Source organism: Desmonostoc muscorum LEGE 12446 (genome assembly GCF_015207005.2).
Classification (GTDB): Bacteria; Cyanobacteriota; Cyanobacteriia; order Cyanobacteriales; family Nostocaceae; genus Nostoc; species Nostoc muscorum.
In genome coordinates this window covers 6,522,756-6,541,107 of the sequence record NZ_JADEXS020000001.1, presented here as the reverse complement: position 1 = coordinate 6,541,107, position 18,352 = coordinate 6,522,756, and the positions used below count along the sequence as shown (strand labels likewise).

17 protein-coding genes are annotated in these 18,352 nt (G+C 41.5%); 9 read left to right on the top strand and 8 right to left on the bottom strand.

Annotated features, from left to right (window positions below; all coding sequences use genetic code 11):
- Nucleotides 1-43: 43 nt before the first annotated feature.
- A complete protein-coding gene (locus tag IQ276_RS27330; RefSeq protein WP_193917988.1) occupies nucleotides 44-1,192 on the bottom strand; it encodes a histidine decarboxylase in 1,149 nt (382 codons plus the stop codon).
- A 953-nt stretch (nucleotides 1,193-2,145) separates the two neighbouring features.
- Nucleotides 2,146-2,883, bottom strand: coding sequence for a sensor histidine kinase (locus IQ276_RS27325; protein ID WP_228043132.1), 738 nt, complete (start codon nucleotides 2,881-2,883; stop codon nucleotides 2,146-2,148).
- 465 nt (nucleotides 2,884-3,348) lie between these two features.
- On the opposite strand from IQ276_RS27325, the gene IQ276_RS27320 reads away from it, so the two are divergent.
- Complete coding sequence (locus IQ276_RS27320) at nucleotides 3,349-5,601, top strand: glycoside hydrolase family 65 protein (protein WP_193917986.1); 2,253 nt, start codon at nucleotides 3,349-3,351, stop codon at nucleotides 5,599-5,601.
- Nucleotides 5,602-5,759: 158 nt separating this feature from the next.
- On the opposite strand, the gene IQ276_RS27315 is transcribed toward IQ276_RS27320, so the two are convergent.
- The 3 genes from IQ276_RS27315 to IQ276_RS27305 all read right to left on the bottom strand — a co-directional run bounded on the left by IQ276_RS27315 (nucleotide 5,760) and on the right by IQ276_RS27305 (nucleotide 7,452).
- Nucleotides 5,760-6,164: a hypothetical protein gene (locus IQ276_RS27315; RefSeq protein WP_199342679.1), complete on the bottom strand. Its 405-nt coding sequence runs from the start codon at nucleotides 6,162-6,164 to the stop codon at nucleotides 5,760-5,762.
- 634 nt (nucleotides 6,165-6,798) lie between these two features.
- Nucleotides 6,799-7,005, bottom strand: coding sequence for a type II toxin-antitoxin system HicB family antitoxin (locus IQ276_RS27310; protein ID WP_193917984.1), 207 nt, complete (start codon nucleotides 7,003-7,005; stop codon nucleotides 6,799-6,801).
- An 81-nt stretch (nucleotides 7,006-7,086) separates the two neighbouring features.
- Nucleotides 7,087-7,452: a hypothetical protein gene (locus tag IQ276_RS27305; protein ID WP_193917982.1), complete on the bottom strand. Its 366-nt coding sequence runs from the start codon at nucleotides 7,450-7,452 to the stop codon at nucleotides 7,087-7,089.
- 60 nt (nucleotides 7,453-7,512) lie between these two features.
- On the opposite strand from IQ276_RS27305, the gene IQ276_RS27300 reads away from it, so the two are divergent.
- A complete protein-coding gene (locus tag IQ276_RS27300) occupies nucleotides 7,513-8,316 on the top strand; it encodes a Uma2 family endonuclease (protein ID WP_193917980.1) in 804 nt (267 codons plus the stop codon).
- 78 nt (nucleotides 8,317-8,394) lie between these two features.
- Nucleotides 8,395-9,249, top strand: a complete 855-nt coding sequence (locus IQ276_RS27295; RefSeq protein ID WP_193917978.1) for an HIT family protein — start codon at nucleotides 8,395-8,397, stop codon at nucleotides 9,247-9,249.
- Between the two features lie 218 nt (nucleotides 9,250-9,467).
- Here the strand turns inward: IQ276_RS27295 and IQ276_RS27290 are convergent, their stop codons facing one another.
- Nucleotides 9,468-10,271 (bottom strand): Uma2 family endonuclease, encoded by an 804-nt coding sequence (locus IQ276_RS27290; RefSeq protein WP_193917976.1) that lies wholly within the window; start codon nucleotides 10,269-10,271, stop codon nucleotides 9,468-9,470.
- A gap of 229 nt (nucleotides 10,272-10,500) precedes the next feature.
- On the opposite strand from IQ276_RS27290, the gene IQ276_RS27285 reads away from it, so the two are divergent.
- The 3 genes from IQ276_RS27285 to prmA all read left to right on the top strand — a co-directional run bounded on the left by IQ276_RS27285 (nucleotide 10,501) and on the right by prmA (nucleotide 14,812).
- A complete protein-coding gene (locus IQ276_RS27285; protein WP_193917974.1) occupies nucleotides 10,501-11,745 on the top strand; it encodes a hypothetical protein in 1,245 nt (414 codons plus the stop codon).
- A gap of 443 nt (nucleotides 11,746-12,188) precedes the next feature.
- Entirely contained in the window at nucleotides 12,189-13,769 is a 1,581-nt protein-coding gene (gene serA, locus IQ276_RS27280) for a phosphoglycerate dehydrogenase (RefSeq protein WP_193917566.1), read from the top strand.
- A gap of 122 nt (nucleotides 13,770-13,891) precedes the next feature.
- A complete protein-coding gene (gene prmA, locus IQ276_RS27275) occupies nucleotides 13,892-14,812 on the top strand; it encodes a 50S ribosomal protein L11 methyltransferase (RefSeq protein ID WP_193917564.1) in 921 nt (306 codons plus the stop codon).
- Between the two features lie 35 nt (nucleotides 14,813-14,847).
- Here prmA and IQ276_RS27270 read toward each other — a convergent pair whose 3' ends face one another.
- On the bottom strand, nucleotides 14,848-15,012 hold the full coding sequence (locus IQ276_RS27270) for a hypothetical protein (RefSeq protein ID WP_190877794.1): 165 nt from the start codon (nucleotides 15,010-15,012) through the stop codon (nucleotides 14,848-14,850).
- Between the two features lie 223 nt (nucleotides 15,013-15,235).
- Nucleotides 15,236-15,553 carry a thioredoxin gene (gene trxA / locus IQ276_RS27265; RefSeq protein ID WP_190877792.1) on the bottom strand — a complete coding sequence of 106 codons (318 nt, stop codon included), beginning with the start codon at nucleotides 15,551-15,553 and terminating at the stop codon, nucleotides 15,236-15,238.
- A gap of 343 nt (nucleotides 15,554-15,896) precedes the next feature.
- Here trxA and IQ276_RS27260 point away from each other — a divergent pair, with 343 nt between their 5' ends.
- From IQ276_RS27260 to fabG, 3 genes are all read left to right on the top strand, one after another.
- Nucleotides 15,897-17,117, top strand: a complete 1,221-nt coding sequence (locus IQ276_RS27260; protein WP_193917562.1) for an RNA-guided endonuclease InsQ/TnpB family protein — start codon at nucleotides 15,897-15,899, stop codon at nucleotides 17,115-17,117.
- A 13-nt stretch (nucleotides 17,118-17,130) separates the two neighbouring features.
- The gene (locus IQ276_RS27255) at nucleotides 17,131-17,421 is read left to right on the top strand and encodes a hypothetical protein (RefSeq protein WP_193917559.1); all 291 of its coding nucleotides are present in this window, start codon (nucleotides 17,131-17,133) and stop codon (nucleotides 17,419-17,421) included.
- A gap of 85 nt (nucleotides 17,422-17,506) precedes the next feature.
- Nucleotides 17,507-18,253: a 3-oxoacyl-[acyl-carrier-protein] reductase gene (gene fabG / locus IQ276_RS27250; RefSeq protein ID WP_190877790.1), complete on the top strand. Its 747-nt coding sequence runs from the start codon at nucleotides 17,507-17,509 to the stop codon at nucleotides 18,251-18,253.
- Nucleotides 18,254-18,352 lie beyond the last annotated feature (99 nt).

The following is an 18,352-nucleotide window of genomic DNA, read 5'->3' as shown; positions in this document are numbered from 1 at the left end:
CTAATAACCAATACTCCATGCCCAATGCCCCATGCCCGATAATTTAGCTTACTGCCTGTAGCTGTAAATCCTTTACTTGCTCAAATAGCCTCTGTTCTAAAACAAGTTCATCAATAAAAGTATCGATTTTCTCTTTATCAATATTCTGCATGACTACAATGTGTACCCAATTCTCAAAACTTGCTAACTGCCACTTTTTAACTAACCGTTGAGAAGGTTTTTTAAACACTACAGTAGTAGAGAAATTATTGAGCATACATGGATATTCTCTGAGTTGAAGTTGTTGAAAAAGATATTGGGCATTCCGAATACAGGTCTTTGCTTCTCTGGCTAACCCATTGTAACCTCTACTTTGCAGTGCATACCAGAGAATCAGAGGAGTATGACCGTTTCTAGAACCGAGAATAGTTGTATCTTTGGAACCAATATATTCAATCATTGTTTCCACTCTTTCTACCCACTTTTTCTTAGTTAAAACTACACCACAAGGCAATGGAGAACCCATGAATTTAGCAGAAATAGCTACACTATCTATAGGTTTTTGAAAATTCACTTGAGGAGCGCCATCTAAAAAGGGTAATATTAATCCTGAAAGTGCAGCATCACAATGAATGTAGTAATTTTTGATTTGATGACGATCTAAAATTTCTAAAACTTTGTCTAAGTTATCGATCGCACCTTTAACAGTAGTGCCAATATTTAAATTTATTATCGCCGGATAATCACGATTTTGGCTAATTAGTTGCTCAAAATGGTCATAACTTATTTCCCCATTAATTTGCGAATCCACAACTTGATGTTTGATCCGAAATAGTCTAGCGGCTTTGGGAATTGAGTAATGAGAGTCTTGTGATGAGTAAAGAATCCCATTTGGATAAATTTCTCTTGCTAAAAACATTCCATATAAATTACCTTCAGTTCCCCCAGCAGTAACATAACCCCAAAATTTATTTTCTGGAATCTTATAAAGTTGGGCAAAAAAAGACAATACTTCTTGTTCAAATTGACGAGAATGCAGACCAAAATCTGGTTCAACATATGGATCTCCAGCATTATTTAACATGAAATTGAAAGATTTTATAATCTCACTGTAATCACAAGTTAAATTGTATGGATAACCTGCATGAAAGTGCGATCGCTGTTCTATCTGCTGTAAAAAATTCCCCAACTCTTTATTAACTCTATCTGACATAATCTGTATTTATTTAATTGTGATTCAAGGGAAGTTTTAGTCTAACTTTTACATATCAACCCATTTTCTTTATGATTTTTTTATATTGATAATAAATTGGGTTTTTCTGGGTAATAATTTCAGTGCAAATACGCAAAAAATAATCAAAATCGAATTCACTAAGTGTAAATTTCGATTGCTCGAAAATATCTGAATATATAACTTAGCAGAATATTGATAATACGTGAATATGGAAAAATACTGTAAGTATCTAAACGTAATTGATATTAACTCCGGATAATCACTTATTAAAATCTCTGTTCCGGATAATCACTTATTAAAATCTCTGTGCATCTTGGCTCTCAAGCCTCTTAGGTCAGATAAAATAAGGGTAATCACTTATTACAGCGGTTTTGAATTAAATGGAATACACCGTTTAAAAATTAAATTACGGTAGGTTACCAGAGCTGTCCTAACCTACTGTGGTCTATTGAATTGCAAATCGATATACTAAGAGCTACGGAGGTCTAGGGAAAGACTTATAGCAAATTCTCCTCTGCTCCCCACGGCCTCATAAGGATAGATTTGAGGACTGATGCAACAACTCTCTGAAACTCTTATTCCTCTGCGGTATTCTGGGGGAAGCCCTTCTCTACGAGAGGCTACGCCAACGGGTTCGGGGGTGACGCTCGTTTTCCTAACAAAGACGCTACGCGAACGTCGCTAACACAAAACCCTCGAAGACTCGCTAACGCTACGCTAACGACGGGAACCGCCTTCTCTACGAGAGGCTTTTGCCAACGGGGAGCGTTTCGTAGAGAAGACTGCGACCCCCTCACCGTTTTGCGTCTACGATTTTCCGTTAGCTGTGGGTAAGTCCTGGATTTTTCACATCAATCTGAAAAAGCCTATTTTTTAGTTCCGAAATCTTTCCCTGCGTCCCCACATTCCCTTGTCTGTCTCATTACTACTTCCTATTCCGCTCTCTTTCTCCAAGGAAGCTTGACTGTAAATCTACTGCCTTTGCCTAATTGACTTTCAGCATGGACACTACCACCGTGCAACTCTACAATTCTTTGCACCATTAGTAATCCTAAACCTGTGTTTGCAGAACGGCGGGTGTATGAACTGTCATCTGGGACTAAAGGTTGAAATAATTTGAATAGGTCATCGGAGGGAATACCAATGCCAGTATCTACGATGCTGAAAAAGATATGTTGGTTTGTGGAATTTGGTTGAATTTCAATCCAAACTTTGCCTCCCTCTGGAGTATATTTGATAGCGTTGCTTAACAGGTTAATGAAGGCCTGTCGAATGCGTTCTTCATCGACTTGGAAGGGTGTGAGTTCTTCCGGTACTTGTACACTTAACTGGATATTTTTTTCTAATGCCAGATGTTTGACAAAACTGAGACTAGAGTCACATAATTCTTGAATTGAAGTCGAAGCTACTTGCAGTTCCATTTTGTTAGATTCAATATCAGCTAGGTCGAGGATGTCGTTGATTAATTCCCAGAGATTCCGAGCGCTATCTTCTAGATGATTTAGAGACTGGCGCTGTTGTTCGCTCAAAAGGTCGCATACTTCATTTTGCAATGTTTTGGCGATCGCCAGCATAGAATTTAGAGGAGTCTTGAGTTTTTGACTCATGTTTGCTAAAAAGGTGCTTTTGGCACGATTTGCTACTTCAGCAGCTTCTTTAGTCTCACCCAGAGCGGATTCTGCTTTTTAGCCCACTTTATTCAGGATTTTGGATCATCTGCCTACCTGGTGCTTCTTTTGGGCAATCCATAGTTTATACTCGGCGGGTTCAAGTGCCAATATACCACTTCTGATAAAAGAACAAAAAGTCATCAACTAGACGCGGTTTCTCACCGCCCTTTTAACTTCCCAAGTCTGACGACTGACAGCTTTATTCTGCCGTATGAAAGAAATTCAAGAAAAACTCTATTAATTTGTATCTGGTTGAGATTTATCAGTTTTAACTTGGATTATCAAGGAAATCTAACTGTAGACAGATGAAATGTGAAACGTTAGTGTTGTTAGGAATCTGTATTTTTTGTGTTTAGCTTATATTCAAGTGTAGACGCTAGAGGCAAAGAGTGAATCATTTGATATTGCTCTTAAGTGTATTTCATCCCGTCCACAGCCAGTCCCAAGACTAAGGTTTTATTACTCATGCTCAACGTATCCACTCACAATTCTCAACAAAATCAGCAACTGATTGACACTACTGACTGGAACGTGATTGAAACGGAGTTTGATCCGACACAGTTGCATCACAAAGAAACTGTCTTCACCCTTGGTAACGGCTATTTAGGAGTGCGAGGTTCTTTCGAGGAAGGGTATTCCCAGGATTTGCCGGCGACACTTATTCATGGTGTTTATGATGACGTGAGAATTGCTCATACTGAACTTGTGAACTGTCCTAACTGGCTGCCATTGGTGGTGAAAGTAGCTGGTGAAAGCTTTAGCATGGACAGTGGTGAAATTCTCAACTACGAGCGTCGGCTTGATTTGCGTTTGGGTTTAGTTAGCCGTGATGTGCGCTGGCGTAGTCCTGCTGGTCATACTTTAGATTTTCACTTTCAGCGCTTCGTTAGTTTAGCAGATCAACATGTTTTAGCGATTCGCACACAAATCACATCGGTGGACTTTGAGGGTGAGATTACCGTTGAAGCTGGGTTTGATGCCGAACCACATACCCAAGGCGTTAGACATTGGCGAACGATAAACCAAGGTGGTGTAGATCAAATTATCTGGCTAAATAGTCAAACTCTGCACTCAGCTATTCAACTGGGGATGGCGGCTAAGTTAGTGATAGAAGATGACGACACTATACCTGTGGGCGTCGAAAATGCTTCCAGTTCTCCCACTTTGGCAACCACCTTTGAGTTTTACCCAGGAAAAACGGTGACTGTGGAAAAGATTGTCACTGTGTTTACGTCACGGGAGACAGAAGTTCCCATCGCCACAGCCATAGAAAGGCTAGGTAACGAACCCAGGTATGCTACTTTATTAGCAGCTCACATTGCTGCATGGGAGCAAGTGTGGCAAGATAGTGACATTATTATTGAAGGCGATCGCCAAGCTCAATTAAGTGTCCGTTATAATCTCTTCCAATTACTAGCCGTCACACCACGTCACGATAACCGAGTCAGCATCCCTCCCAAAACCCTCTCCGGTTTTGCCTATAGCGGACACATCTTTTGGGATACGGAAATTTTCATTCTTCCCTTCCTCACCTACACTCAGCCAGTCCTAGCCCGGAACTTGCTCACCTACCGCTATCACACTTTACCAGGAGCTAGGCGCAAAGCCCAGGAAGCAGGTTATCAAGGAGCGATGTTTGCTTGGGAAAGTGCTAGTACTGGCGATGAAGTCACCCCGCGCTGGGTGCCAGCTCCCAACGGTGAATTAATCCGTATTTGGTGCGGTGACATTGAAGTGCATATTACCGCAGATATCGCTTATGCAGTCTTGCACTACTGGCACACCACCAACGATGATGAGTGGATGCGGGATTACGGCGCCGAAATCATCCTAGATACTGCGGTTTTCTGGGAAAGTCGCGTGCAGTGGAACCAACAGCGCCACAGTTATGACATTCTGGATGTGATTGGCCCTGATGAAAATCACGATCGCGTCGATAATAACGCCTTCACCAATGTCATGGTACAGTGGCACTTACAGTCAGCTTTGGCACTGTGGGACTGGCTCAAGCAAGCCTACCCCGAAACCTCAGCACAATTGGTGCAAAAACTCAACTTAACTACAGAACGTTTGCACCGTTGGGCAGAAATCCCAGAGCATTTATTTGTGAATGAAGATGCAAAAACAGGTTTAATTGAGCAATATGAAGGGTTTTTCCAGCTAGAAGACGTTAATCTTGCTGATTACGAACCGCGTAGCAAATCCCTGCAAGGTCTGTTGGGAATTGAAGCCACAAGCCAAAAACAGATTCTCAAGCAGCCAGATGTGTTGATGCTTTTGTATTTACTGCGGGAGCGTTATGACTATAACACCCTCGCTACTAACTGGGACTATTACAGCCAACGCACCGACCACACCCACGGTTCATCACTTGGCCCAGCCATTCACGCCATCTTAGCTTGCGACCTGAATCAACCAACCGAAGCTTATACACATTTTATGCGATCGGCCTTGGTAGACTTGGAAGATGTCCGGCTCAACGCCAGTGAAGGAATTCACGCCGCCAGTGCTGGAGGAGTTTGGCAAGCAGTAGTCTTTGGCTTTGGTGGTATCCGCATGACTCAATTTGGCCCAGTGGCTTGTCCGAATCTCCCACCTCATTGGACGCGCTTGAAGTTTCGTTTGCAATGGCGTAACGAGTGGTATGACTTTGACTTAGGAGTTGAACAAGAAGTCAAAGTTCCCAGTTTGGTAGAGGAAAGCGTGAAAATTAGTTGATTTTTTTCGGGTTGCTGATTAGAGGTGAATAAAGTATTCATGTAGAGACGCGATTCATCGCGTCTGAAAGACCAGTTTTCTCAGGTCGATTAACGGAGTAGGGGCGTACAGATGTACGCCCCTACAGCCGATTCATTTAATAAATCAACGCGGAGGGATTAACCACGACCCCAATCGCGATCGCGTTCATAGCGACGGCGATTGTCACGAATGTTGCGGAAGTCGCGATCGCGATAACGGCGATCATTGTCGCGGTCATAACGGCGATCGTTATCGCGGTCATAGCGGCGATTATGATCGCGGTCATGGCGACGATGATCGCGGTCATGGCGGCGGCGATCGCGGTCATGGCGGCGATAATCGTCACGAATGTTGCGAAAGTCGCGATCGCGGTCATAATCACCATTTCTATAGTGACGACTCTGAAGTTCATAGTTAGCACCATCGTTGTGATGATAGCTATCTAATTCAGCAAGAGAGGACGCATCAGCTTTTGGAGAAATAGCCAAAGCTGAAGCAGAGGCTATCAAGCCTGCGAGAAAAATAGAGGCAAAGCGCTTCATGATGTTGAGTCGAAAGTTGTTGATAGTAATTTATGCAAGTCCAGTCTGTTCAGGAAAAGCAGATTCCACAAGTCTTTAAATCAATTCTATCAGTGTTAAATAACTCGAAAAGTTTTCTTGGGTGCGATGATTGAGAAAAGTTTTGTCGTCTGTGATACTTTTTGACTGTGAAAAGTCAGATTAATGCATAATATTGTTAGTTAAATCAACAAACTATAACTTAGGATTACTTTGGTAGATGTTGAGCGATGCCTACGGCGGTAAACTACGCTTCTTTGTAATTATGCTACTTTTTGTCGTTTTACTGGTGTTTTCGGCTCTGGTAACAGTCCACCATGCCTACCTGCTGAAAATGATTCATTCAATATATTTAAAAGTTCTTGAGAAATTTTGACAATTGTTTATCATAGTGGTTGTGTAGTGAGTAGACCTCTTGCAAAAGTCCTTTTTTTCGCCTTCTTCTTTGCGCTTTTGCGCGGCAGTCGCTTCAAGTTGGGGAACCCCCCAACGCGCTGCCTTGCCTTTGCGTGAGACAAAAAATTATTTATGCAAGACACTCCATAAGTTGCACTCACAAGAAGCAATGAAAATTTCTTTTGCCTACTCCCCACTCCCTATTCCCTACTCCCTATTTTCAAGGCAGGTCTAGTATTTTTGGCTCTGGTAGAGATTGACCATCTGCCAACGATGATTCAATCAGCATTTCTAAAACTTCTTGAGCATTTTTGAGAGCTTCTTCGTAAGTATCGCCGTGAGTATGACAAAACTCTCCCCATTCCGGAAGACTGACAACAAAACACTCATCTTCATCAGACCACTGAATAACGATTGTATATTTCATTCTTCTGAAACATAATTACGAATTACGAATTACGAATTACGAATTACGAACTTTTGTGTTGTTCATACTTTTGAAACTCTTTTACTTCTCTAATTCTGCCAACTTCTCTTGAGCAAATTTCCGCACTTCTTCATCTGCGTCATTCGTTGCTTTGTCGCGCAACGGTCGTAAAGTCTGGGGATGCTGAAGAAATTGCTTGATAATTATCTCTAGTGCAATGCGCCGAGGGTTGGGGTTAAATGGGAGATCATGTTTACCTTTAAAGGAGTCATTGACAGCGCAGTTGTAGTAAATTTCAAACAATTCAGACTGATTTCTGAACTGTTTGGCTAATGCTTGGATGGCTGCACCTCGCACATTCCCAGAATTATCAGCAGTGGCGCGGTCTTTGAGAATCGAGCGGGTGTCGGGGTCTTCAATGTACCGCATCTGAATGGGAACCGCCATAGAGTATGTTAGACAGTCCTAATAACTGATAACTTGGAAATTGATATTAGGAGTCATTTTATGGTTCTACAAATTCAACCCACCCAAAAAGAACCAATTGTTACTTGGGAAGCACTCCCAGCTGACTTCATTTTACCCGACGATCCAGTGGAAAATATTCAACAACCCGCTCTTGCTGCGGCGCTTACCGATGCTTTGGGAACCGCAGAACGCATCCAACCGCAGATGCTAATTGGCTCTAATTTTGGACTGGTAGCCACAGTCAATAAAAAAATCGTCGTCAAAGCACCAGACTGGTTTTATGTCCCTCAAGTACACCCTGTAGCCGCTGATGTAATTCGCCGTAGCTATACCCAGAACTTCGAAGGCGCTGCTGTTGCTGTGGTAATGGAATTTCTCTCAGACACAGAAGGTGGAGAACTCTCAGTTCGCTCAACTCCACCTTATGGTAAGCTCTATTTTTACGAACGAATTCTGAAGGTTCCAACCTACGTAACCTACGACCCCTACGAACCAAGTTTAGAAGTACGCTGCTTGCAAAATGGAAGATATACTTTGCAGCAAGCAGATAGCAATGGACGCTTCTGGATTCCTGAGTTAGATTTATTCCTTGGAATTTGGTATGGCGAAAGACTTTGCAATACGACAAATTGGCTGCGATGGTGGGATGCAGAAGGAAATTTGCTCTTTTGGAGCAGCGAACAAGCTGAACAGGAACGCCAACGTGCTGAACAAGAGCGCCAACGTGCTGAACAAGAGCGCCAACGTGCTGAACAAGAACAGCAACGTGCTGAACAAGAACGCCAACGTGCTGATATATTAGCAGCTAAGTTACGTGAGCTAGGTGTTGATCCTGATGCGTAGGCGTAGCCCGTCGTAGACATCGCATAACCTCAAGCAATGCTGGGAATAATAATTTTGGGACATCTGCACCAAAATTCCATGAAACAGCAAAAAAATCAATTCAGTCATTTAACTGCGATCGAAAGAACTTATCTATCATTTCCAGCACAGTTTTTATTAAATCAAAACCTCCTACAAGGCAAAATACTAGACTTTGGTTGTGGCTTGGGTAATGATGTGAAAATATTACGCCAAAAAGGCTGTGATATCACAGGTTATGACCCTTATTATTTTCCAGAATATCCTGATAATAAATTTGATACAATAATTTGCTTTTATGTTTTAAATGTTTTATTTGCTGAAGAACAAGCTAATATTCTGATGCAAGTATCACACTTATTAAAAGCCGGAGGTAAAGCTTATTACACCGTCAGAAGAGATATTAAAAAAGAAGGATTTCGTGAACATTATGTTCATAAAAAGCCTACATATCAATGTATTGTAAAACTTCCCTTCGCTTCAATTTATTCAGATGAACATCGGGAAGTTTATGAATATATTCATTATAACCATCAGCAAAATTCATCTAATTATTGTATATTTTGTAATCCTCGTAAAAATCTCAAACTATTAACTGAATCAGCAACCGCCTACGCAATATTTGATGGCTATCCTATAAGTAAAGGACATGTTTTAGTTATTCCTAAACGTCATGTTAGCAATTATTTTGAACTACCGTTCAAAGAACAATCTGCTTGCTGGTTTATGGTAAATAAAGTGCAAGAAATTCTCAAAAGTGAATTTGAGCCTGATGGTTTTAACGTAGGAATGAACATTAATCGAGAAGCAGGCCAAAATATTATGCACGCCAGTATTCATATCATCCCTCGTTACAAAGGTGATACTATTTCTACTAAAAGTGGAATCAGGAACGTTATTCCTAAAAAGCAATAGTTTTTCTCTAATACAACAGAATTCAGAATGGGCTAAGCCCCGCTGCGCTAACACAATTGAGGAATAAAACACGCTTTATACCTGGATAACAGACGAATCGTTGTGTGCCTCACTTTCTTTGAAATCTGCTGTAATTCAGGAGTCAAAATTCATGCTGAATTCTGTAATCTAAAAAACGTGATTTTTTGGTCTTGTTAAAAATATTGCAAAATATTTAATTAACCTACATTATCTGGATCTATTCCCAGCGCTCTTAATTGTTCCGTCAACTGTTGCACCCGTTGTTGTGCTTGTTGAGCGCGTTGTGCTTCTTGTTGAGCGCGTTGTGTTTCTTGTTGAGCGCGTTGTGCTTCTTGTTGAGCGCGTTGTGTTTCTTGTTGAGCGCGTTGTTGTGCTTGTTGAGCGCGTTGTACTTCTTGTTTTATTTGTTCTGCGGGTGTGAGATACCGTTGTCCTTGCTCATCATACCAATACATCCATTCCCGCGTTACGCCGCAATAATTTCCCCTTTCGCAACCAATTCCTAAGCCAATTTCTGGTAGCCAAACGGGGTTTCCTTCTTGTAATTCATACCTACCATTAACTAACTTATGTACTTCTAGATGCGGTTTGCGGCGACGACGAGAAGAATAAATCACGTAGTAAAGTACGCCCAATGCTGCATATTCATCTAATTTAGTGCTGTATTCCTTGCGATAATTTTGGGAAACTACTTCTAGTACCAAAATCGGTAGAACGTTTTCATCCCACAGTACATAACTGGGACGCAGTTCCTCATCATAAAACCGCTCTACTCCTAAACTCAAAAACCCATCTGGCACAATGGGCGGTTTATCGGGATGATAATAAATACCCATGTCTATGCCAAAAAACCAGTCCATACGTTCTGCCCAGAGTATGAGCAGTATCGCCTTCAGCAAGCCTGGTATCAATTCTTGGAGTTCATTATCCACAGGGGTTTCATCAGAGTCGGGTAGTTCCTCGGCTGAGGGCAAGTACCTTGGTAAGTTGTACTCTAACATCGCTTGGTCTCCCGAAAACTCAAATCATACTTGGTTTTTTTGGGTCACCAGAATTATAGCGATTTTTAGTGCAAGACGTGTTGTAACAAATATATTACAGCGATCGCAGATTAGTTTTTATTTAAGTAATAATACATTTATTACTAGAAAGTTGCGATCGCTCCCGAAATTAATAACACCTAAAAACCTATCTAGTTCTCATTCACAAAAACAAAATCAGATAATAATAATGAGTCATCAAGTCATCTATTCACCTAATATCCACTTGTTTGCATACCATTTTCAAAATAGTAAAAACCCTAAGCAATTATACGAAAAATGCGATGAACTTTTAGATAAATTGAAAATTTCAGACTTCAATCTCAAGCAGCGAATTAATCTTGACAAAGAGCTAGATAGGTTTCGTGTAGATTTAATCAAAGAAGAAGAAATCAAAAATGATAATGTTTCTCCACCCTTTGAGGGCAAGCTTTTACTAGATGAACAACAGATAAAAATTGAGGGCTTTGCTTATCCGTTACGAATTGATGATAGCTATGCCTTGGCTTTAAATCTTCGCTGTCCAGAAGAAGGTCAAAATTGCCAGAAAAATGTTTCATTCTTAAAACAGTTTAATCCCGATAATTGCTTACTTCCAGAGTTTATAGCCGGTTCATTAGGTCAAACTTTGCTGATTACGGCTTGGCTGCCAGAGAAACAAAGGGAGCTTTACTCTGAGCCTTGGCAACTTCCTGATGACCAACAAAAGCTCAGTGAAATAGCTTTAATAGAACTCGCTAATGAATGTCTGAATGCTTTGATTCCAGATTGCCAAAAACAACCAAAACTCCATCGCCAAGGACAATTATTTGGCAGCCCTATTTTTGAGTACGGAATTCTTAGCAAAAATACAGTTTATCAGCATATTCTACTCTGGTTATTCTGCACCCACGAAGCTGATAAAAAATTTGCTAATTGCTATCAAGATTTTATTGATTTATTTTGCTATCGTAATCAAATAATTCAATCATATACTCATAGTCGTGAAATTTTTCCAATGCTGGAAGCAAACTACAAAAATATTGAACAAGAAATTGATAAATTGGAAAATTTAACAAAAAGATACAATTTAACAGAAGAGGATTTAAATCAATTAGAAGTTCAAATTAAAAACCTTGTACAAACAGCCTCAAAATATGCTCGATATTTGCAACAGTTGGAACAAAAACGACACATAATCGCTGTTCACACGCGTAATTATGTAGAGAAATTAAGGGTTATTAAGAGTATAATTGAACATGAGTATAGTTCTTGGTTGGGAAACGATATTAGTTTTTTAGAAGAATTTAGCAGAAAAAAATGTCGCCGATTTCAAGAGCAAATCCAGGCAGATTTGGCATATTTCGCGCCTGGATCTGGGTTAATAGATCAAGCGATCGCATCTATACGAGTTCTGGTCGAAATTGAACAACTCAGGATCAACCGCCAACGGTAATTATCTGGGGCATGGAGCATAGGGAAAGAGGCTCTAGGGGAGAGGGGAAAGACTTGCTATAACTTCTCCCTCATCTCCCTCATCTCCCTCATCTCCCTCATCTCCCCCATCTCCCCCATCTCCCCCACTCCCCACTCCCCTTCCGAGAAGTTGCTGAAGCCAATAAAATTTTTGGTAACTCTTAACTATTAATAAATATATCGGGGTTGATACCATTCATGCTTTATATTTAGCGACAGGGCAGTGCAAACACCCACTCATCTACAGAGACTAGGAGGCAATACACATCACCAGAAGCAACTCACGATCGCATACCATCAGCACGCAGTCTAACTCAAGGTTAAGTTCATATTAAAACGCATAATTTTTGCTGAATTGCGACAGATAAAGACTAAACTAAAAAGTCTTGTGCAGCAAAACCTGTAGCTCTAAATAAAGTAATCATGTCTAAGGTTCTTGTCTCTGATTCTATTGACCAAGCTGGAATTGACATTCTTTCCCAAGTTGCTACCGTTGATGTCAAAATAGGTCTAAAACCAGCAGAACTGAGAGAAATTATTGGTGAATACGACGCGCTAATGATTCGTTCTAGTACGCGTGTCACTCAAGAAATTATTGAAGCCGGTACCCAGCTAAAAATCATCGGTCGCGCTGGTGTGGGTGTGGATAATGTGGATGTTCCCGCCGCCACACGCCGAGGAATTGTAGTAGTCAATTCTCCAGAGGGAAACACCATCGCTGCTGCTGAACATGCTTTAGCGATGATTTTAGCTTTGTCTCGCCATATCCCCGATGCTAACGCTTCGGTGAAACGCGGCGCATGGGATCGCAATAGCTTTGTCGGCGCGGAAGTCTACAAAAAAACTCTCGGCATTGTCGGCTTGGGTAAAATAGGCTCCCATGTGGCCAATGTCGCCAGGGCGATGGGGATGAAACTCCTAGCTTATGACCCCTTTATCTCTACAGAACGAGCTGAACAAATTGGCTGTCAGTTAGTAGAACTGGATTTACTCTTCCAGCAAGCAGACTATATCACCCTACACATCCCTAAAACCCCAGAAACCACCCACTTAATCAATGCCGTAACCCTGGCAAAGATGAAACCCACAGCCCGGATTGTTAACTGCGCTCGTGGTGGGATCATTGAGGAAAGTGCTTTAGCAGCAGCGATCAAAGCTGGTAAAATCGCAGGTGCAGCCTTGGATGTGTTCGAGTCAGAACCACTGGGAGAATCGGAATTGCGATCGCTAGGCAAGGAAGTCATCCTCACCCCCCACTTGGGAGCATCCACCGCAGAAGCGCAAGTGAATGTAGCCATCGATGTCGCCGAACAAATTCGGGATGTACTTTTAGGACTACCAGCACGTTCAGCCGTCAACATTCCCGGACTCGGCCCCGATGTGTTGGAAGAACTCAAACCCTATATGCAACTAGCAGAAACTCTAGGTAACCTAGTGGGACAGCTAGCTGGCGGACGAGTGGAAGTACTCAATATTCGACTGCAAGGGGAACTCGCCACTAACAAAAGTCAGCCTTTGGTAGTAGCTGCCCTCAAAGGACTGCTTTACCAAGCCTTGCGCGAACGCGTAAATTACGTAAATGCCAGCATAGAAGCCAAAGAACGGGGAATTCGGGTAATTGAAACCCGCGATGCTTCCATTAGAGATTATGCTGGCACACTGCATCTAGAAGCTACGGGTACTTTAGGTACTCATTCCGTCACAGGAGCTTTGTTGGGTGAGCGAGAAATCCATCTCACCGACGTTGATGGTTTCCCCATTAACGTCCCACCCAGTAAATATATGGTGTTTACCCTACACCGTGATATGCCGGGGATTATCGGTAAACTCGGTTCGCTGCTTGGCAGTTTCAATGTGAACATTGCCAGTATGCAAGTCGGTCGAAAAATCGTCCGTGGTGATGCAGTCATGGCTCTCAGCATAGATGACCCTTTACCTGAGGGCATTTTAGATGAGATTATTAAAGTCCCTGGCATTCGGGACGCGTACACAGTAACACTTTAATTTTGGATTTTGGATTTTGGATTTTGGATTGGTAATGGATAATTGCTCATTGTTTTTAGCATTGACCATTAACCGTTACCAATTCCCCAATCTAAAATCTAAAATCTAAAATCTAAAATTATATGGCAAACACCTGGTGGGAACTACAAATTTTATGCGATCCAGACCTAGAAGATTCTATCTTTTGGCGACTGGAAGATTTTGGTTGTCGTGGCACAGCCAGTGAAAGCAAAGGAAATTCCTCTTTAGTCAGGGGTTACTTGCCGACAATTCAAACACAACTACTAGATTTGGCAGCACTATCGCTGCGGCTGCGTCAAGATGCTCTTTGTGTTGGAGTTTCATCTCCCACCCTACGCTGGCAATTGATTGATGAAGAAGATTGGGCGACTAGTTGGAAGCAATATTGGCAACCCCAAGAAATTGGCGATCGCTTTCTCATTAACCCTGCTTGGCTACCATTACCAGAAACAACCGAACGGTTAGTAATTCGTCTCGACCCTGGTGTAGCATTTGGTACGGGTAACCATGCCACCACCCAGTTATGTTTGGAATCTCTGGAAATGCGTCTGAGTGAAGTACCACAATCATTTGTGGGGACTGGTGGCAAACAAGAACATACGGTAATTGCGGATATTGGCTGTGGTTCTGGTATCCTTTCCATTGGAGCGCTGCTACTGGGAGCAGAGAAAGTCTATGCAGTGGATACTGACCTTTTAGCGGTGCAATCAACTATCAGCAATGCCGCATTGAATGACATTAGCCCAGAACATTTACTACCTGCACAGGGAAGCGTAGATGTTTTGACAAAACTGCTGGAAAAGCCAGTGGACGGTATTGTTTGCAATATTTTGGCTAATGTGATAATTGAGTTGGTTCCAGAAATGAGTGCGATCGCTAAGCCTAACACTTGGGCTATTTTCAGCGGTATTTTACTCGAACAATCTAAAGATGTTGCTGACGCTTTAGAAAAAAATGGTTGGGTGGTTGCTACTCTGTGGAAACGCAAAGAATGGTGTTGCTTGAATGTCAGGCGTTCTTAACCAAAAATATCAACTGCAATCACCCCGCAAACAACCTAATTGTTTCTTTTGCCTGAGTCACTAGCTCTAGTTGAAAATTCATACTTTTGGATAACTTGCTCAATCTTAGAAGTCACCACATTTATTCTATTTTTAACCTTATCAAAATCAATATTCACCCAAATATAGGCTTTGTTGGGTATTTCTTGCTTTTTACCCATAGTTTGTCTCACTTGTCAAAATAATTTATTATATCTATACAATATAGCTCTCCTAATTCTTAAACTACTTTCTCAAGACATATAAGTAGATATACTTAATGTTTGCTTAAGGTTTTCGTTGCTAGTAGTTGAATCAAACGGGGATTCGTAGGCTAGCAAGCAGTGCTAACCGACTAAAAAAGACGCGACGTTTCGCGCCTTTGGGAACTAACACCAAATCTACTTAAATAATTGTTTTTAGATGTTCCACCAACTGCGCTGCTTGTCTTACACCCTCAATTCGCTCCACAGGCTCACCCTTCTTAAATAGTACTAGGGTTGGTAGGGCATAAATTTGATACTTGCTAGCCAATTCAGTGTATTTTTCTGTGTCGATTTTTACAATCCGCAGGCGATCGTTGAGTTGGGCATTCACTTGTTCTAAAATTGGCACCATCATCTGACATGGCCCGCACCATTCAGCGTAAAAATCCACCAGTACAGGTACATCAGAACCCGACAGCATCTCTTCAAAGCTGTTAAATTGTTTTTGAGTTGCCATGTGATACACACCGCTTTTCAATTGTTTGTTTCAATATTAATTCTTAGAAAATAAAATCGGTATATGTTTATGGGTTTTTCTGAGGAAAAGATTAGATTAGTCAATCATAGACTAATTCAGCAGGAAAAATATTAAATAATTCTAAGAAAATATACATTTTATATTCTTTTGTGTATGGAAATTAAATGTCTATTTCAACCTATCTTGACCAACCAAATAATTATACAGAGGTTTACGAGACTGATGTTTACCGAAAAGTTGGGTCTAAAGCCCCGTGCTTCTAGTACGGCTTTATATTATATTATATTCTTTTATCTGCAATATTCCATGATAAAATATAGAAATGATAGTAAGAGAAGCCAAGCTACTAAACGGAACTAAGGAACAATATCAAGCTCTTGATGATGCCATTCGCACTGCCCAATTTATTAGGAATAAAGCGATTCGCTATTGGATGGATAATCAAGGGATTGGTAAAGCTGACTTGTATAAGCTGTGCAAAGACTTAGCGACTGAATTTGACTTTGCTTTAAAGTTAAATTCGGCTGCGCGTCAAGCCAGTGCCGAAAGAGCATGGACTGCTATCTCAAGTTTCTATAAACGTTGTAAAAAGCAGGAGAAAAAGAAAGGTTATCCCAAGTTTAAAAAGCATTCTCGCTCTGTAGAGTATAAAGTGTCAGGCTGGAAACTATCTGATGATTGCAGAATTATTACTTTCACGGATGGCTTTAAAGTTGGCTCTTTATCTGTATTCTGCAATTCATCCACACGAGAAGACCTTCATCGACTTAAAATTAATCGTGTCCGAGTAGTAAGGAGAGCGGATGGATATCACGCTCAATTCTGCTTTGATGCTGATCGCAAGGAAGTTGGGGAATTCACTGGTAACGTTGTTGGATTGGACTTAGGGTTAAAATATTTTACCAAAGACCAAAATGATAATGCTGTAATTTATCCGCAATTTTTGAGGAAGTCAGAGCGCAGACTTAAAAAAGCGCAGAAGCGGTTGAGTAAAAAGTTTGTCAAAGGTAGAAAACCGCAGTCAATCAATTATCACTCTTGCAGAAAACGATTAGGTAGAGTTCATCTAAAAATCCAAAGACAGCGTAAAGATTGGGCTATAAAGCAAGCCCGATGCGTGGTTCACTCTAACGATGTGATTGTTTATGAGGATTTGAAGATTGCGAACATGGTCAAAAATCACCATTTGGCTAAATCGATTTCTGACGCTAGTTGGTATCAGTTCACTCAATGGCTAGACTACTACGGAAAAATCTGGGATAAAGCAGTTGTGGCAGTGTCGCCAAACTATACATCTCAGGACTGTAGTAATTGTGGACATAGAGTAAAAAAGTCACTTCTTCCCCGAACTCATTCATGTCCTAATTGCAAAATATTGATCTGCCGTGATACCAATGCGGCTCTCAATATTTTGCAGAAGGGAATGAAGATATTAGGAGTTGAGTGGCAGAATAACAGTACCTTTGGGCAAAAGGGATCTGCCTCTATTGAGGGAAAGCATGGGGAGAAGACCGCCAATACTATTGATTGTTACTTGATATAGCAAGCGGATTTCTGTGAACCATGAATTAGAATCCCCGACCGTTCACGGCGGGGAGTATGTCAAATACTTACTAGTTTATCCAATCTGGCCATGTCTACGACAAGCTCACCTACGGAGCTATAATAACGATCGCAATTGGGAAAATTTTGCTAATCGTATCCACCAAATTATTACTAAAGTTGAAAGTTTTAAAGGACAGTTAATCGAGTTATATCTAGCTAAAAACGATGTAGAACCTTATTTATTTATTATCTATAAATTATCTAATTTGCATGATGCTAGCAAGATTGTGACGCCGCAATAGTAAGATTTTACCCAAACAATATTCCGATGTTCCCTAAATCACCATAAGATAATTAGCGCGGTATTCTCAGTTTGAGGAACATCAAATGACACTATTAAAAGATAAAGTCGCAATTGTCACAGGTGCTTCGCGGGGAATTGGACGAGCGATCGCCATTGAATTAGCCACACAAGGAGCGATCGCAGTTGTCAATTATGCCAGTTCCAGTGCAGCAGCTGAGGCAGTTGTTGCTGAAATTATAGCAGCGGGAGGTCAGGCGATCGCCCTACAAGCAGACGTTTCTAAAATCGAGCAAGTAGAGGCGCTAGTTAACGCCGTCATGGAAAAGTTTAAGCGTGTAGATATTTTAGTCAACAACGCAGGTATTACCCGTGACACACTGCTTTTGCGCTTAAAGCCAGAAGATTGGCAAGCCGTGATAGACCTGAATTTAACTGGTGTATTCTTATGTACACGCGCCGTCAGTAAAATAATGCTCAAACAGCGATCGGGGCGGATTATCAACATTAGCTCAGTTGCAGGGCAAATGGGCAACCCAGGTCAGGCAAACTACAGCGCCGCCAAAGCAGGTGTAATTGGCTTTACTAAAAGCGTTGCCAAAGAATTTGCGTCTCGTGGGATCACCGTTAACGCCGTCGCCCCTGGATTCATCGCCACGGACATGACCAGCGACCTCAACAACCCCGAAGATATTCTCAAATTCATCCCACTTGGTCGCTTCGGTGAAGCAGAAGAAGTCGCTGGTATGGTGCGCTTCCTAGCCGCCGACCCCGCCGCCGCCTACATCACCGGACAAGTTTTTAATGTTGATGGTGGGATGGTAATGGCATAGAGAGTTAGGAGCTAGTAATTTTCCTAGTGGCGTGGCAAGACTAAAAAGTTGCAATAAATTTTCTTGTGAGTCCCTACTAATACCTTGCAACAAATAAAC

What these genes read in the sequence shown, in the direction of transcription:
- IQ276_RS27330 (WP_193917988.1), bottom strand. Translation starts at nt 1,192, where the DNA reads ATGTCAGATAGAGTTAATAAAGAGTTGGGGAATTTTTTACAGCAGATA.
- IQ276_RS27320 (WP_193917986.1), top strand. Translation starts at nt 3,349, where the DNA reads ATGCTCAACGTATCCACTCACAATTCTCAACAAAATCAGCAACTGATT.
- IQ276_RS27315 (WP_199342679.1), bottom strand. Translation starts at nt 6,164, where the DNA reads ATGAAGCGCTTTGCCTCTATTTTTCTCGCAGGCTTGATAGCCTCTGCT.
- IQ276_RS27310 (WP_193917984.1), bottom strand. Translation starts at nt 7,005, where the DNA reads ATGAAATATACAATCGTTATTCAGTGGTCTGATGAAGATGAGTGTTTT.
- IQ276_RS27305 (WP_193917982.1), bottom strand. Translation starts at nt 7,452, where the DNA reads ATGGCGGTTCCCATTCAGATGCGGTACATTGAAGACCCCGACACCCGC.
- IQ276_RS27300 (WP_193917980.1), top strand. Translation starts at nt 7,513, where the DNA reads ATGGTTCTACAAATTCAACCCACCCAAAAAGAACCAATTGTTACTTGG.
- IQ276_RS27295 (WP_193917978.1), top strand. Translation starts at nt 8,395, where the DNA reads ATGAAACAGCAAAAAAATCAATTCAGTCATTTAACTGCGATCGAAAGA.
- IQ276_RS27290 (WP_193917976.1), bottom strand. Translation starts at nt 10,271, where the DNA reads ATGTTAGAGTACAACTTACCAAGGTACTTGCCCTCAGCCGAGGAACTA.
- IQ276_RS27285 (WP_193917974.1), top strand. Translation starts at nt 10,501, where the DNA reads ATGAGTCATCAAGTCATCTATTCACCTAATATCCACTTGTTTGCATAC.
- serA (WP_193917566.1), top strand. Translation starts at nt 12,189, where the DNA reads ATGTCTAAGGTTCTTGTCTCTGATTCTATTGACCAAGCTGGAATTGAC.
- prmA (WP_193917564.1), top strand. Translation starts at nt 13,892, where the DNA reads ATGGCAAACACCTGGTGGGAACTACAAATTTTATGCGATCCAGACCTA.
- IQ276_RS27270 (WP_190877794.1), bottom strand. Translation starts at nt 15,012, where the DNA reads ATGGGTAAAAAGCAAGAAATACCCAACAAAGCCTATATTTGGGTGAAT.
- trxA (WP_190877792.1), bottom strand. Translation starts at nt 15,553, where the DNA reads ATGGCAACTCAAAAACAATTTAACAGCTTTGAAGAGATGCTGTCGGGT.
- IQ276_RS27260 (WP_193917562.1), top strand. Translation starts at nt 15,897, where the DNA reads ATGATAGTAAGAGAAGCCAAGCTACTAAACGGAACTAAGGAACAATAT.
- fabG (WP_190877790.1), top strand. Translation starts at nt 17,507, where the DNA reads ATGACACTATTAAAAGATAAAGTCGCAATTGTCACAGGTGCTTCGCGG.